This is a genomic window from Shinella sp. CPCC 101442, from assembly GCF_024704725.1.
Taxonomy (GTDB): domain Bacteria; phylum Pseudomonadota; class Alphaproteobacteria; order Rhizobiales; family Rhizobiaceae; genus Shinella.
Map to the genome: position 1 here is coordinate 232,621 of NZ_JALIQS010000003.1, position 13,487 is coordinate 246,107.

Consider the following 13,487-nt stretch of genomic DNA (forward strand, 5'->3'; position numbering starts at 1 on the left):
TCCGTTCAACTCCAGCCCAGCGTCGCCAGAATACCGCCGAACACGCCGGTTTCTCCCTGATGCGTATCCTCCTGCGGGCGGCCATTCATTTTGCGCCATTGCTGCGGCAGGTCGAATTCCGTAGCCCACAGTCCCTTGCGCTCGGCCTTGGCAAACTGCTCTTCATCCTCATAGCCACCATAGGACACCGCAAGCCCCTCGCGCACCATGCGCGCGCCGAGATCGCCGGCAACGGTCTCGCAGCGCGCCAGAAGCCGGTCGTATTTGTCCCTGCCCTGGCTGCGACAGGTGACAGGCCCGGCGCGCAGAAATTCTGCCAGCCGCGAGCGTGCTGCGACGCCACAGCGCCAGTCCACCCCGTCGCGCTTGCAGATCTGCATCATCTCCGGCGTATCTATGCCGGCGAGGCGGATGCGGTGCCCGTCGAGCGTCAGCGTATCGCCATCGGCCGCACGCGCGGTTCCGGTGATCGTCTCGCCGCTCTCGCCGCCGATCCGCAGAACGACCAGCGCCGTCAGCGCCAGGATCGCCATTGCCACGCCGACATCGCGCGCCCGTTTGGAAAGCCCCATGATTCCCGTTTCCTGCCGTTGAGTCCTGACGCACCGTCATATGCCGAAGTGGCGCCGAATTCACGCTACGGAAATGCCGGAATGGTTCGTAAATGGTTTATGCGCGGCAGCATCTTCTTAAGGATTGCCCCCTAGAATTCAACGCCAACAGCAACCGTGCAATCGTGATGAGTACCGGCGTCAGTACCTCGACCGACAAGATCATCGTCGACAAGTCGCGCAGCCATAGAAACAAGGCTGTTTCGCGGGCCGTTCGCGCGACTCGTGAGCGGCTGCAGACGGCGACCGGAATTTCCGCCGGCTTCGAGCGGGAAATGCTGCAACTCCACATCGCCTCGGCGGTGCAGAGCGCGCTCGCAATCCCGACGATCATCGTGCTGATCACCGCCATCGGCATCTATCTGACCGAGGAAATCGGCCTCATGGCCTGGGCCGTGCTCGCCCTCAGCGTCCATGCGATCGGCATGATCGTCGCGCGCCGCGCCCGCGGAAAGGACGTCACTGCCGAGAACGTGCGCCGCTGGCAGCGCCGCTTCCTTGCGGCGCAGGTCGTCATGGGCCTCGCCTGGGCAGCCTTTGCTCTCCAGACCTGCGGCAAATGCACCGGCGTCACCTTCGAACTCTACCAGGGCACCGCCCTCCTCGTCGCGCTCGCCGTCACGACGATCACGACGCTGATGCTGCGTCATGCCGTGCTCTACACCTTCCTGCCGACGGTGCTGGCGCTGACCGTCTCGACACTCCTGCGTCCTGTCCCCGCCACGATGGCGATGGCCGCCATCATTTTCGCCGCCCTCGTCTTCCTCATCTTCATGACGCATCGCCTGCGTCAGACCAGCGCGCAACTCCTCTCCTCGCAATCGGAAAAGGATGATCTGATCGCCGAGCTGGAAGTAGCAAAGTCGATGTCCGACGAAGCCCGCCGCCGCGCGGAAGAGGCAAATCTCGCGAAGTCACGCTTCCTCGCCTCCATGTCCCATGAACTGCGCACCCCCTTGAACGCCATCCTGGGCTTCTCCGAGGTCATGTCGACGGAAGTGCTGGGGCCGCTCAACAACCCGGTCTACAAGGAATACACGTCGGACATCCATCGTTCCGGCCAGCACCTGCTCAACCTCATCAACGAGATCCTCGACCTCTCGCGCATCGAGGCCGGCAAATACGACCTGTCGGAAGATTCCGTGCATTTCGTCGATATCGCCGAGGATTGCATCGGCATGGTGCAGCTGCGCGCGCGGGCGAAGAACATCACGATATCGGAACAGGTCGAAGGCGGCATGCCCGCTGTCTGGGCAGACGAGAAGGCGTTGCGCCAGGTCCTTCTGAACCTGCTGTCGAACGCGGTAAAGTTCACGCCCCAGGGCGGCGAGATCGTCGTCAAGGCCGGCTGGACCGCCGGTGGCGGCCAGTATGTCTCAATCAGGGATAACGGCCCCGGCATTCCCGAAGACGAAATCCCCGTCGTGCTCTCGGCCTTCGGCCAGGGCTCCATCGCCATCAAGAGTGCCGAACAGGGCACGGGTCTCGGCCTGCCGATCGTCCAGGCGATCCTGGCCAAGCACAATGGCGAATTCATCCTGAAATCGAAGCTGCGCGAAGGCACCGAGGCCATCGCCATCCTGCCGGCCAAGCGCGTGCTGCAAAGCCTGCCCGCCGTCACGGAAACCCAGGCCGTTTCTCCGCGCAAGAAGAGCTTTGCCTGAGGCCGTCGAGCTTCAGATGAACTGGGAAATCACCACATAGCCGGCATAGCCCGCATTGGCGATGATCAGGCAGAACACGGCGAAGGAGCCCAGGTCCTTCGAATGTTTGCCCATTTCGGAAATCTCCGGAGACACCCGGTCGACGATCTCCTCGATCGCCGTGTTGAGCGCCTCGAAAGCGACCATCAGGAGAAAGAGGATCGCCATCGCGACATACTGGAAGAACGAGGCGCCGACGAAGGCGAAGATCACCATCGCCACACCGAAGGCGATCAGTTCATGACGGAAGGCGGATTCGCCGAGCAGCCGGCGCGCGCCGGCTGCCGAATAGGTCGCCGCGGCGATCAGGTGGCTGAAGCCCGTCTTTTTCTCGATTGGTCCCTGACCCATTGCACAATCCCGTTCCTGCAGTGCCCGCGGAGCCATCGCCCCACGGGTCTCAATCCATGCCATTTTGGCTTTTTGCCGGCCGCGCTCTACGAACGGTTGCTGACGCCCGCCTGAACGAAGGTCGCCATGCCGGAATGGCAGGCGGCGGCCGACTTGACGATACCGGCGGCAAGGGCGGCACCGGTGCCCTCGCCAAGGCGCATGCCGAGCGCCAGAAGCGGCGTCTTGCCAAGCTTCTCGATCGACTTCATATGCGCCGGTTCGGCCGAGACATGCCCGATCAGGCAGTGATCGAGCGCCGAGGGATTGGCGGCGCGCAGGATGGCACCGGCCGCCGTCGCGACGTAACCGTCGATGATGACGGGGATCTTCTGCATGCGGGCGGCGAGGATGGCGCCGGCCATCGCCGCGATCTCGCGGCCGCCAAGCCGGCGCAGCACTTCCAGCGGATCGGAAAGATGGCCGCGGTTGAGCGCGACCGCCTTCTCGACGGCCGCGATCTTGCGCTTGAGAACCTCGCCTTCCGAGCCCGTGCCGGGGCCGACCCATTCTTCCGCCGTGCCGCCATAGAGCGCCAGGTTGATGGCGGCGGCGATCGTCGTGTTGCCGATGCCCATTTCGCCGATGCACAGCAGGTCCGTGCCACCGGCAACGGCCTCCATGCCGAAGGCCATGGTGGCGGCGCAGTCGCGCTCCGACAGCGCCGGCTCCTCGGTGATGTCGGCCGTCGGATAATCGAGCGCGAGGTCGAAGACCTTCAGGCCGAGATCGTGCGTCACGCAGATCTGGTTGATCGCGGCCCCGCCGGCGGCGAAGTTCTCCACCATCTGCGCGGTAACCGAGGACGGATAGGGCGTGATGCCCTGCTTGGTGACACCGTGATTGCCGGCGAAGATCGCGACCAGCGGACGCGTCACGGCCGGCGGACGGCCGGTCCAGGCGGCGAGCCAGAAGGCGATTTCCTCCAGCCGTCCAAGCGCGCCCGGCGGCTTCGTCAACTGCCCGTCCCGTTCACGCGCGGCAACCAGCGCGGCCCCGTCCGGACCGGGCAGATTGCGCAGCAATTCACGAAAATCATCGAACGGCAGGCCGCTGGCACTCATCTTGGGATATTCCTTGCTTGGGACTTTCAAAGGCAGGTGTCTCCTAATAGAGGCAGGGCGCGGCTCCGACAACCGCATTTGCGGCAGCGGCCGACGCCTTTTGCGGCGAGCGGCGGCGACGGGTGTCGCGCATCGGAAAGCCGCCATGCCATGCCGGCTCTACGATGTCGCGCACGGGTGCGAACACCACCGCAGCTCGTGCTTTCCTCCATCTCCGAGCATGCTCCGGGGATTATTCTTCACGGGTCGGCGGCCAGCCTGGCCGCCTGCCAGCAGGGGTCTCCAGCGTGACCATCCAGGACTATATCGACGACATCGCCCGCTCCGTCGCCTTTCTCTCCCGCGTGCACGTGCCGCAGCGCCACTTCATCGGCCATGACGGGCGGCTGTCGCGCGCCGTCTCGGCCTTTCCCGCCGCCGGCATACTGATCGTGCTGCCGCCGGCCGCGCTTGCCGCCGTGCTCTCGGCCTTCCACGCGCCGCCCCTGCTCCTCGCCTTCGCCGTGCTCGGCCTGCAGGTGCTGATCACCGGCGCGTTGCATGAAGACGGGCTCTCCGACAGCGCCGACGGCATCGGCGGCGGGCGGGACCGGGAAAGCGCGCTCGCCATCATGAAGGACAGCCGCGTCGGCTCCTATGGCGTGGTCGCGCTGGTTCTCTCCTTCGGTATCCGCAGCGCCGCCATCGCCGCCCTTGCACCGGTGCTGACACCCGCCAGCCTCGCCATGGCGCTGCTCGCCGTCGCCGCCGCCAGCCGCACCGCCATGGTCTGGCACTGGTCGCTGCTGCCGCCCGCGCGGCGCGATGGCGTTGCCGCCTCGGTCGGCGAACCGGACCGCGCCGCGACCGTCACGGCCCTCGTCTCCGGCATCCTGATGGCCACCCTGCTCCTCGTGCCGCACGCGACGATCCTATCGCTTCCGCTCTCTCTCGTCGCAGCCATGGCCGCCGTGCTGGTTTTCAACCGCATCGCGGTTCGCAAGATCGGCGGGCATACCGGCGATACGATCGGCGCCACACAGCAGCTCACGGAAATGTCTATCCTGTTCGCCCTTGCCTTGACGCTTTGAGCTGACGATATAGGAAAAGTGGATATCCGGAGCTGCAATGGAATCGCCCTGCATTCTCGTCTGTTCGATCGACATGGTGACCGGCTTCTGCTTCGGCTGCGGTCGCACGCGCGACGAAATCGGCGCCTGGACGCTCTATAGCTCCGAGCAGCGCCGCACGATCATGGCCGAACTGCCGGCGCGGCTCGAGACCGTCGAGCGCAAGCCCCGGCGCGAGACCCGCCGCACCCGCATGGCACGGGAGCGCGGCGAGGCATGAGGCTCTATATCCTTCTCGGCATCCTCGGCGCCGGTCTCGTCCTCCTGATCCTCAATCACGACGGCGGCCGCACGCTCGGCATCGACAACGACGATTTCGGCCGCCTCGTGACACTCTCGGCGATCGGCACGATGATGGCCGCCGGCATTCTCGCGAGCCGCCGCCAATGGGGCGAGAGCCTGCGCCAGGCCGCCATCTGGCTCCTGGTCATCCTGGCGCTCGCCACCGCCTATCTCTATCGCTTCGACCTGCAGCAGGTCGGCAGCCGCCTGACCGCCGGCCTCATTCCCGGCCGCGCCGTCGTGACGACAGGTGCCGGCGGCGAGCAGATCCTCGTCGTCCACAAGGGCATCTCCGGCCATTTCGAGGCCGATGTCAGCATTGACGGCACGCCGCTGCGCATGCTGGTCGATACCGGCGCCAGTTCCATCGTGCTGACCTATGACGACGCCATGCGGCTCGGCATCAATCCCGACAATCTCGTCTTTTCCATCGAAGTCTCCACCGCCAACGGCCGCGCGATGGCCGCCCCGGTGACGCTGCGCCAGGTCGCCATCGGCCCCATCATGCGTGGCACGATCCGCGGCATGGTCACGCAAGCCGGCCAGCTCGACCAGAGCCTGCTCGGCATGAGTTTCCTGGAAACCCTGGGCTCCATCGAGATCACGCGCGACGAACTGAGGCTGAAGGACTGATCAGGCCGCGTCCTGGAACCGGTAGTGCAGTCGTACGCAGCCCTTGTCGATCGCCTTCGCGCTGACGAGCGTCGGGCTTGCGCGAAATCCCGTCAGCGGAAACAGCGGCTGCCCGCTGCCAAGCATTTCCGGGATCACATAGATCTCGATCTCGTCCAGCGCCCCGCGTTCGAGAAAGGCCATCTGCAACCGCCCGCCGCCCAGCATCCAGACATCGCCGTCGTCGAGCGCGCGCAGTTCCGCGATGAGGGCATCGATATCGTCCCGGGTTTCGAGAGGCCCCTTCGGCGCCTCGATGGGCCGCGACGTGACGACGAAGGTCCGCTTGTCCGCATAGGCCCATGGCGAAGGGTCACGCACGATGAAGTCGTAAGTGCCGCGTCCCATCACGACCGTGCGGATGCCTCCGAGGAAAGTCCGGTAGTCATGCTCGCCGAGATCCATTCCGTCATATTTGAACAGCCAGTCGAGATTGTCGTTTTCGCCGGCGATCAGCCCGTCGAGGCTGGCTGCGATATAGCCTATGATCCTTGCCATGCCAAAATCTCCTTGAATAATAAACGAACATTCATTTATATATAACCATGGCCCGACACAAGACAATCCCGGACGAGAAAGTCCTCGACACCCTTCTCGAAACAGTGATGGAAACCGGCCCGGCCGGGCTCTCCTTCGCGCGCGCCGCCAAGGCTTCAGGCCTTTCGCCGGCAACTCTCGTGCAGCGCTACGGCGACCGGGAAAGAATGGTTCAGGCTGTGCTGTTGCGCGCCTGGGACCGGCTGGACGCCGAGACCGAAGCCGCCGACGTCGAAGCCGCCGCGACACCAGCCGGCGCGGTCGATCTGCTGATGGCTCTGATGCCACCGGAAACCGCCGAACAGAATGCCACGGATGGCCTTCTGCTCCTGCGCGAAGACATACGGGATCCTGCCCTGCGGGCGCGCGGTGCCGCCTGGGCCTATAGTCTCGTCGAGGCGCTGGCACGGCGCCTGTCGGACAATCCCGAGGAGGGAAAACGCCTGGCCTGGCAGATGGCGAGCATCTGGCAGGGCGCCCACACCTGGTGGGCGTTCACGCGCGAAGAGCCGGCGGAGAAAGCCATCCGCCGCGTGCTGGAAAGCTGGCTGGACGATTGAAACGGAGCGGATCGCGCCGCCCCGTTCCGACGTCTGATAATGGCCAAAACAAAAAACTAGAACATTTCTGGTGAATCGGAGCTCACCGGAAATACTCTAGATGGGCTGCCCCACATCGATGCGATTGCCGTCGGGATCGGCAAACACGAAGGCTCGCAGGCCATAGTCCTTGTCCTGAAGGCGCTTGATGATTCGCAATCCGTAGCGCTGGCATGCCGTATGCAGCGCATCGACATCGTCCACCATCAGATGCGCCACATTGAAAGCCGCCGCCTTGTGCGTGGGCTGCAGCGTGAGATGCAGCTCGCCGGCATCCCGCTTCAGGATCATGAAGCCGACGGGGCTGCCATTTTCGAAGACTTTCCTGAAACCCAGGACCTCCGTGTAGAACGCCTCGGCCTTCTTCATGTCCTTGACCGGCAACATGGCCGCTATTCGTCCAAATCGGACACCGTGATCGGCGATGTCAGTCATCGCAGAACCTCCGCTTGCAACGACACATGCCCCGCCGGACGGTGCCGGCCGAAGGTGTGCCAGTTGTTGTTTGGGTCAGCAGGACGGTGCCTACGGACGAGACCATAGCGCGGCTCCGTTGGAAAGAAAACGGTGTGATCACGCCCGGCGCTTGATACGCAGCAACATCGGCGCGGCGACCAGTATCGTCACGGCGGAAAGCACGGCACCGGTGAGGAAGGTCGCGCCGGAGCCATGGGCATCCCAGATCCAGCCGGCCGCGACATTGCCGAAAAGCACCACCACACCGGTGATGAGGTTGAAGACGCCGAAGGCGGTGCCCTTGAGATGTTTGGGCGCGGTATCGGCGATCAGCGTGGCCAGAAGCCCCTGCGAAAGCCCCATATGAAGCCCCCAGAGCACGATCCCGGCGATGAACAGCGGTATGGACGCAGCAAGGGCAAGCGTGCCATAGGCGGCAACGAGCACGAACAGGCTGGCGATCAGCAACCCCGACCGTCCGATCCGATCCGACAGCACTCCGACCGGATAGGCCGTCAGGCCATAGACGGCATGCATGACAACCATGGTGAGGGGAATCCAGGCCGGCGCAAAACCGGCCTCCTGCGACTTCAGCAGCAAAAAAGCCTCGCTGAAGCGTGCCAGCGTCAAGAGCGATGCCGCGCCGATGACCATCCACACCGCCCCGTTGAGCCGGGCGATATCGGCAAGGCGCGGCAGACCGCCACCCTTCGCCTGGAACGGCGCCTTCGGCTCTCGAACCCCGACGATCAAAAGCAGAACGGCCAGAAAGGCTGGAATGACCGCGATCCAGTAGATGGCGAGCACATCGCCACCAAGCACGATCATCAGCCCGATGGCGGCCAGCGGACCGACGAAACCGCCGACCGTATCGAGCGACTTGCGCAGACCGAAACTCGCGCCGCGCAGCTCCGGCGGCGTCACATCGGCGATCAGGGCATCGCGCGGCGTGCCGCGAATCCCCTTGCCCACACGGTCGACAGCCTTGGCCGCGACGATCCAGCCCATGGACGTGGCAAGCGGGAAGATCAGCTTGGAGAGCGCCCCCAGACCGTAACCCAGAACGGCCAGCGGCTTTCGCCGCGCCATGCGATCAGCAAGAATGCCGGAGAAGAGTTTCGTAACGGTCGCGATGGCGACCGAAAGGCCCTCGACGAAGCCGACGAAGACGGCCGACGCGCCGAGCCCGCTGACGAGATAGAAGGGCAGCAGCGTCTGCACCATCTCCGAGGAAATATCCATCAAGAGGCTGACGACGCCGAGCACCCAGACCGTCGCAGGGATGGAGGTCGCCGGTCTGGACGTCGTCATGGATTTCCTCGCGCCTCAAGAATGCATGGCGCGAGGGATAGGGGCGTGCCGCAAAACGGTCAACCGCTTGCGGCGTGGCCACCGGCCTAGTTCTTCAGCTTGTACCCGGTCTTGAATATCCAGGCGGTGATCGACAGGCAGACGACGAGGAAGCCGAGAACCGTCAGGAGGCTGACGACGGGGTTCACGTCGGCGATCTCGTAAAAACTCCACCGGAATCCGGAGACGAGATAGAGCACCGGGTTGAAGTGGCTGACGGTCTGCCAGAAGGGCGGCAGCATGTCGATCGAGTAGAACGAACCGCCGAGGAAGACGAGCGGCGGCACGATCAGCATGGGGAAGAGGTTGAGCTGTTCGAAATCCTTCGCCCAGATGCCGATCATGAAGCCGAACAGTGAGAAGCTGACCGCCGTCAGCACGAAGAACAGCACCATCATGAAGGGGTGCTTGATGGAGATGTCGACGAAGAACGCCGCGGTCACGAGGATGATCGTACCGACGATCAGCCCTTTCGTCGCGGCCGCACCGACATAGCCGATGACGATCTCGATCATCGAGATCGGCGACGACAGGAGTTCGTAGATCGTGCCGGTGAATTTCGGGAAGTAGATGCCGAAGGAGCCGTTGCCGATACACTGGTTGAGCAGCGTCAGCATGATGAGGCCGGGCGCAATGAAGGCGCCATAGGACACGCCGTTCACCTCCTGCATGCGCGAGCCGATCGCCGCACCGAAGACGATGAAGTAGAGCGACGTGGTGATGACGGGCGAGACGATGCTCTGCAGCATCGTGCGGCGCGTACGCGCCATTTCGAATGCGTAGATGGATTTGATCGCCTCGAAGTTCATTTGCCCTCTCCCACCAGTTCCACGAAGATGTCTTCCAGCGAGCTCTGCTCCGTGGAAATGTCCTTGACCCGCAATCCGCATTGCGAGAGTGCCGACAGCAGGGACGAGATGCCTGTCCTCTCGCCGGACGAATCGAATTCATAGGTCAGCCGCGTGCCCTCGTCCGACAGCGTCAGCCCATAGGGCGACAAGGCATCGGGCACGGCCGTGATCGGCTCCGCAAGCTCGACGGTCATCTGCTTGCGTCCGAGCTTGGCCATGAGCGCCTTCTTGTCTTCCACAAGCAGGATCCGGCCGTGGTTGATGACACCGATGCGGTCGGCTATCTCTTCGGCTTCCTCGATATAGTGCGTCGTCAGGATGATCGTGACGCCGTTGGCGCGAAGCCGCTCGACGAGCTGCCACATGTCCTTGCGCAGCGAAACGTCCACGCCCGCCGTCGGCTCGTCGAGGAACAGAACCTTCGGCTCGTAGGACAGCGCCTTGGCGATCAGCACGCGCCGGCGCATGCCGCCGGAGAGATGGCGCAGCATCGTGTCCTTCTTGTCGTAGAGCGAGAGGTCTTTCAGGATGCGCTCGATCAGCGCGGGATTCGGCGCGCAGCCGTGCAGGCCGCGCGAGAAGGCGACGGTGTTGTAGACCGTCTCGAAGGCATCGAGCGTCAGCTCCTGCGGCACGAGGCCGATGATGGAGCGCGTCTTGCGATAGTCGGTGAGGATGTCATGGCCGCCGACGGTCACCGTGCCGTCGCTCGGCGTGACGATGCCGCAGATGATCGAGATCATCGTCGTCTTGCCGGCACCGTTCGGCCCGAGCAGCGCAAGAATTTCGCCCTGCTCGATATCGAGATCGACGCCTTTCAGCGCCTTGAACCCGGATGCGTAACTCTTGGTGAGATTGCGAATGGAAACGATGGGCGCCATGGGAGGGTCCAAAAAGAGGAAATTTCATGCGGAAGGACACCCTATATGGCGTGTCCCTTGTCAATTTTCACCCGCGGCCGGCAAAAAATTCGCTTTGGCAGGCAATCCGTTGTCATCAAACCGTGACCGATTTCAACCATGGTCTCGGCGAGGCCGAAGGGACGGTTTGCACCCCGCGCACCCGCCGTTCCCCTGCTTTCGCAGCGGCCTTGCTCCCGACCCTGAGGGAGCCTCCGGCGGTCCCGTCCGCCACGCTTCCTCGCGGAAGCACCGCATGCATCTTCGCCGGTCGCCCCGGCGGAGGTGTTGGAATGTGACGTTCCAGGCAACCGTCCCCCTAGGGCGGATTGCCAACCCCTTTTGACCGGCGCTCCGCCGGTCTTTTTTTGCCTGGCATCCCGAAAATCACGGCTCCCGGGAACCCACCCGCCCGCTTCCCGCTTGTTCTGCACAGCAAAGGAAGGACGAGCCGCCATGAGCCTGAACAAGATCTATGCCCATCTCAATTGCGCCGATCTCGACACCAGCATCCGCTGGTTCACCGCAATCTTCAATCGCGGTCCGGATGCCCGCCCCATGGAAGGCCTGGCCGAATGGCACCGTGCCGATAGCGCGGGCTTCCAATTTTTCCAGAACCCGGCCGATGCCGGCCACGGAACGCTCACCTTGATCCTCCGCGCCCTGGAAAACGAACGGTCGCGGCTCGAAACGGCCGGCCTCTCGCCCGGCGACATCGAACAGGCAAGCTATGTCCGGCTGATCCGCCTTCGCGATCCCGACAAGAACCTCGTCGTGCTCGCCGAGGAAAACTGAGCCCGGCAAGACCTAGCCACCGGCCGTTGCCGCGGCGAAGACCTGCAGTTGCGCAGCAAAAGCCCGTTGATAGGCGGGCCGCGCCTGGCCGCGGGCGATGTAGGCTTCAAGATCGGGAAACTCCTTCAGGAGGCCCGACGATTCCAACCGGCGCAGCGCATGGATCATCATCAGGTCTCCGGCGCTGAAGGCACCATCGAGCCATTCGCTATCGCCGAGGTGACGGGAAAGCTCGGTCAGCCGCACGCGGATACGGTCGTCAAGCATCGGCAGCCTCTCGGCGTACCAGGGCTTTTCGCGTTCCATCAGATAGGCGGCCGACCGTTCGACGATCGGCGGCTCCACCGTAGCGAGCGCCGAAAACATCCACATGATCGCCCGCATCCTGCCTTTGGCATCATCCGGCAGAAGGCTGGGATGCTGCTCCGCGATATGGAGCACGATGGCGCCCGACTCGAACAGCGCAAGCCCGTCTTCTTCGAACGTCGGGATCTGCCCGAAGGGATTGAGCGCGAGATGCGCCGGCTGCTTCATCGCCTTGAAGGATAGAAGACGCACTTCGTAGGGTTTGCCGACCTCCTCCAAGGCCCAGCGCACGCGCATGTCGCGCGCCAGCCCCTGCCCGCGATCCGGCGAGCTTTCGAATGCGGTAATCGTAGCCGTCATCATCTCTCTCCCTGGCTGTTCATCTCAAAGACGATTGGCCGCAAGGGATTCCGACATCCGGGCTGAAAATTTGCAAGCAATCCTACAGGCTGCAATGCCGGTAGCCGGATTTCCTGGCACGCAGATCGAAATGGAAGTGGTCCTTGTGGTAGCGGTCGCTGCCGGGGCCGAGCACGGTCGAAAAATATTTGCAGCTGTCGCTTCGCACGGACTTCAGCAGGCCCTTTTCGCGGAAGGCAAAAAAGCCCTTCTTCTCGATGGCGATCGCCTTGCCGTTCTTCAGCACGATCTTGCCCACGTCGATCGCGTTGCCCTTGGCATGCTCGGACATCGCCGCACCCTTGCGCGAATTCATCGTGCGGCAGGAATAGGACGACATCTGGTGGATGGCCGAAACGCCGGAGAGATAGCGTGTGCGGCTGGAGGGTACCAGCTCCTGCCGAACCCAGCGCGCGAAGGCTTCGGTGATCTGGCAGTTCACCTGCGCGGCCGGCTTGATCTGGATGCCGCCGGAAAGGCCTGACAGTTCCACCGGCCACGCGATGCCGCAGGAGCGGCCGCGGGAAATGCGCGGTACATCGCGAAACTTGACGCCGAGCTTCAGCAGCCGCTGGCGGCAGGCCTTTTCAGATGCCGGCATGCCACCCATCGTCTCGGGCATCTGCATGGGATTGTTGAGCCTCGGCAGGAAGGCGACCTGCTCGCCCTCGACCGCCTGGCGCTTGCGCGTCGTCACCTTGTCCGGCACGGCGAGATAGCCGTCGTTTTCCGCTGGCGTGCTCAGTTCCAGACCGGCATCCGACATCGGGATGTTCTCCGGCTGGCCGACCTGCTCGGGGGTGTCCGAACCGATCCCGGCGACCACGACCTGCGTGGCGTTGCCCTCGGCGATCTCGTTCGCCTGCGCCTCCGCCAGCCCTTCCACAGGCTGCACGCCAAGCCCCTCGTCCATGCTGACGCCGCCCTCAGGAACGGTCAGAACACCGGAGGACGTTTGCACGGGATCGGAAATCCCCATGGCCTCGTCGCTGTCGATCATCGGCAGGCGCTTCTTTTCACTGACCGGCGCCATCAGCGCCGTATCCGTGCTTTCGCCGCCGCCCGAAGGTTCCGCAACGGGATAGACGCTTACGTCTTCACCCGTGCCGCCCCTATCGGACGCCGGCACCTGCGCTACCTCCTCCATGGGCCGGATGGCGCTGACGCCACCGCCGTCGATATCGTCGGGCGGCGTCAGGCCGCCCGAACAGGCGGCCAGCATCGCCGGAATGAGAAGCAGCCCGAGCGGCCTGCGAAGACGAGAAACGAACGCAATACTCATTGTCACTTCCGCCTGGCACCCGGCCTCGCCCGATGCGAGGTCGATGATGGCACATGTCTGTCCGGTGATGGTGCAGGCAGCTTTTGTCCGCATTCGGACACGCCGACGTGAAACCGGAGGCGCGGGACCATACCCCCGCAATTCCACTGGATTTTCTCGCAACAGGGTAAAGGAAACGTTGT

Annotated in this window: 16 protein-coding genes; 6 read left to right on the forward strand and 10 right to left on the reverse strand. The window is 63.8% G+C overall.

The window, feature by feature from the left end; translation table 11 throughout:
- Positions 1-5: 5 nt before the first annotated feature.
- Positions 6-572 carry a thermonuclease family protein gene (locus MUO32_RS11720; RefSeq protein ID WP_257948470.1) on the reverse strand — a complete coding sequence of 189 codons (567 nt, stop codon included), beginning with the start codon at positions 570-572 and terminating at the stop codon, positions 6-8.
- Positions 573-739: 167 nt separating this feature from the next.
- Here MUO32_RS11720 and MUO32_RS11725 point away from each other — a divergent pair, with 167 nt between their 5' ends.
- Entirely contained in the window at positions 740-2,275 is a 1,536-nt protein-coding gene (locus MUO32_RS11725) for a HAMP domain-containing sensor histidine kinase (RefSeq protein ID WP_257948471.1), read from the forward strand.
- Positions 2,276-2,287: 12 nt separating this feature from the next.
- On the opposite strand, the gene MUO32_RS11730 is transcribed toward MUO32_RS11725, so the two are convergent.
- Positions 2,288-2,665, reverse strand: coding sequence for a diacylglycerol kinase (locus MUO32_RS11730; RefSeq protein WP_257948472.1), 378 nt, complete (start codon positions 2,663-2,665; stop codon positions 2,288-2,290).
- Between the two features lie 86 nt (positions 2,666-2,751).
- The gene (gene cobT / locus MUO32_RS11735; protein ID WP_257948473.1) at positions 2,752-3,768 is read right to left on the reverse strand and encodes a nicotinate-nucleotide--dimethylbenzimidazole phosphoribosyltransferase; all 1,017 of its coding nucleotides are present in this window, start codon (positions 3,766-3,768) and stop codon (positions 2,752-2,754) included.
- Between the two features lie 287 nt (positions 3,769-4,055).
- Between cobT and MUO32_RS11740 the strand changes: the two genes are divergently transcribed.
- From MUO32_RS11740 to MUO32_RS11750, 3 genes are read left to right on the forward strand one after another with little or no spacing between them, the layout of a single operon-like run.
- Positions 4,056-4,838: an adenosylcobinamide-GDP ribazoletransferase gene (locus MUO32_RS11740; RefSeq protein WP_257948474.1), complete on the forward strand. Its 783-nt coding sequence runs from the start codon at positions 4,056-4,058 to the stop codon at positions 4,836-4,838.
- 37 nt (positions 4,839-4,875) lie between these two features.
- Positions 4,876-5,097, forward strand: a complete 222-nt coding sequence (locus MUO32_RS11745; RefSeq protein WP_257948475.1) for a DUF1289 domain-containing protein — start codon at positions 4,876-4,878, stop codon at positions 5,095-5,097.
- On the forward strand, positions 5,094-5,792 hold the full coding sequence (locus MUO32_RS11750) for a TIGR02281 family clan AA aspartic protease (RefSeq protein WP_257948476.1): 699 nt from the start codon (positions 5,094-5,096) through the stop codon (positions 5,790-5,792). Before MUO32_RS11745 ends, MUO32_RS11750 begins: the two co-directional genes overlap by 4 nt.
- Here the strand turns inward: MUO32_RS11750 and MUO32_RS11755 are convergent, their stop codons facing one another.
- Entirely contained in the window at positions 5,793-6,329 is a 537-nt protein-coding gene (locus MUO32_RS11755; RefSeq protein ID WP_257948478.1) for a dihydrofolate reductase family protein, read from the reverse strand.
- Positions 6,330-6,376: 47 nt separating this feature from the next.
- On the opposite strand from MUO32_RS11755, the gene MUO32_RS11760 reads away from it, so the two are divergent.
- On the forward strand, positions 6,377-6,928 hold the full coding sequence (locus MUO32_RS11760; RefSeq protein ID WP_257948479.1) for a TetR/AcrR family transcriptional regulator: 552 nt from the start codon (positions 6,377-6,379) through the stop codon (positions 6,926-6,928).
- A 96-nt stretch (positions 6,929-7,024) separates the two neighbouring features.
- On the opposite strand, the gene MUO32_RS11765 is transcribed toward MUO32_RS11760, so the two are convergent.
- The 4 genes from MUO32_RS11765 to MUO32_RS11780 form a co-directional block, all read right to left on the reverse strand.
- Complete coding sequence (locus MUO32_RS11765) at positions 7,025-7,402, reverse strand: glyoxalase superfamily protein (protein WP_257948480.1); 378 nt, start codon at positions 7,400-7,402, stop codon at positions 7,025-7,027.
- A gap of 138 nt (positions 7,403-7,540) precedes the next feature.
- Positions 7,541-8,734 carry an MFS transporter gene (locus tag MUO32_RS11770; protein WP_257948481.1) on the reverse strand — a complete coding sequence of 398 codons (1,194 nt, stop codon included), beginning with the start codon at positions 8,732-8,734 and terminating at the stop codon, positions 7,541-7,543.
- An 86-nt stretch (positions 8,735-8,820) separates the two neighbouring features.
- Positions 8,821-9,582, reverse strand: coding sequence for an ABC transporter permease (locus MUO32_RS11775; protein ID WP_257948482.1), 762 nt, complete (start codon positions 9,580-9,582; stop codon positions 8,821-8,823).
- On the reverse strand, positions 9,579-10,505 hold the full coding sequence (locus MUO32_RS11780) for an ABC transporter ATP-binding protein (RefSeq protein WP_257948484.1): 927 nt from the start codon (positions 10,503-10,505) through the stop codon (positions 9,579-9,581). Before MUO32_RS11780 ends, MUO32_RS11775 begins: the two co-directional genes overlap by 4 nt.
- A gap of 474 nt (positions 10,506-10,979) precedes the next feature.
- Here MUO32_RS11780 and MUO32_RS11785 point away from each other — a divergent pair, with 474 nt between their 5' ends.
- Positions 10,980-11,318, forward strand: a complete 339-nt coding sequence (locus MUO32_RS11785; RefSeq protein ID WP_257948485.1) for a VOC family protein — start codon at positions 10,980-10,982, stop codon at positions 11,316-11,318.
- Positions 11,319-11,330: 12 nt separating this feature from the next.
- On the opposite strand, the gene MUO32_RS11790 is transcribed toward MUO32_RS11785, so the two are convergent.
- Both MUO32_RS11790 and MUO32_RS11795 read right to left on the reverse strand, forming a co-directional pair.
- Positions 11,331-11,984, reverse strand: coding sequence for a glutathione S-transferase family protein (locus MUO32_RS11790; protein ID WP_257948486.1), 654 nt, complete (start codon positions 11,982-11,984; stop codon positions 11,331-11,333).
- A gap of 82 nt (positions 11,985-12,066) precedes the next feature.
- Positions 12,067-13,305, reverse strand: a complete 1,239-nt coding sequence (locus MUO32_RS11795; protein WP_374708637.1) for an extensin family protein — start codon at positions 13,303-13,305, stop codon at positions 12,067-12,069.
- Positions 13,306-13,487: the final 182 nt, after the last annotated feature.

What these genes read in the sequence shown, in the direction of transcription:
- MUO32_RS11720 (WP_257948470.1), bottom strand. Translation starts at nt 572, where the DNA reads ATGGGGCTTTCCAAACGGGCGCGCGATGTCGGCGTGGCAATGGCGATC.
- MUO32_RS11725 (WP_257948471.1), top strand. Translation starts at nt 740, where the DNA reads ATGAGTACCGGCGTCAGTACCTCGACCGACAAGATCATCGTCGACAAG.
- MUO32_RS11730 (WP_257948472.1), bottom strand. Translation starts at nt 2,665, where the DNA reads ATGGGTCAGGGACCAATCGAGAAAAAGACGGGCTTCAGCCACCTGATC.
- cobT (WP_257948473.1), bottom strand. Translation starts at nt 3,768, where the DNA reads ATGAGTGCCAGCGGCCTGCCGTTCGATGATTTTCGTGAATTGCTGCGC.
- MUO32_RS11745 (WP_257948475.1), top strand. Translation starts at nt 4,876, where the DNA reads ATGGAATCGCCCTGCATTCTCGTCTGTTCGATCGACATGGTGACCGGC.
- MUO32_RS11750 (WP_257948476.1), top strand. Translation starts at nt 5,094, where the DNA reads ATGAGGCTCTATATCCTTCTCGGCATCCTCGGCGCCGGTCTCGTCCTC.
- MUO32_RS11755 (WP_257948478.1), bottom strand. Translation starts at nt 6,329, where the DNA reads ATGGCAAGGATCATAGGCTATATCGCAGCCAGCCTCGACGGGCTGATC.
- MUO32_RS11760 (WP_257948479.1), top strand. Translation starts at nt 6,377, where the DNA reads ATGGCCCGACACAAGACAATCCCGGACGAGAAAGTCCTCGACACCCTT.
- MUO32_RS11765 (WP_257948480.1), bottom strand. Translation starts at nt 7,402, where the DNA reads ATGACTGACATCGCCGATCACGGTGTCCGATTTGGACGAATAGCGGCC.
- MUO32_RS11770 (WP_257948481.1), bottom strand. Translation starts at nt 8,734, where the DNA reads ATGACGACGTCCAGACCGGCGACCTCCATCCCTGCGACGGTCTGGGTG.
- MUO32_RS11775 (WP_257948482.1), bottom strand. Translation starts at nt 9,582, where the DNA reads ATGAACTTCGAGGCGATCAAATCCATCTACGCATTCGAAATGGCGCGT.
- MUO32_RS11780 (WP_257948484.1), bottom strand. Translation starts at nt 10,505, where the DNA reads ATGGCGCCCATCGTTTCCATTCGCAATCTCACCAAGAGTTACGCATCC.
- MUO32_RS11785 (WP_257948485.1), top strand. Translation starts at nt 10,980, where the DNA reads ATGAGCCTGAACAAGATCTATGCCCATCTCAATTGCGCCGATCTCGAC.
- MUO32_RS11790 (WP_257948486.1), bottom strand. Translation starts at nt 11,984, where the DNA reads ATGACGGCTACGATTACCGCATTCGAAAGCTCGCCGGATCGCGGGCAG.
- MUO32_RS11795 (WP_374708637.1), bottom strand. Translation starts at nt 13,305, where the DNA reads ATGAGTATTGCGTTCGTTTCTCGTCTTCGCAGGCCGCTCGGGCTGCTT.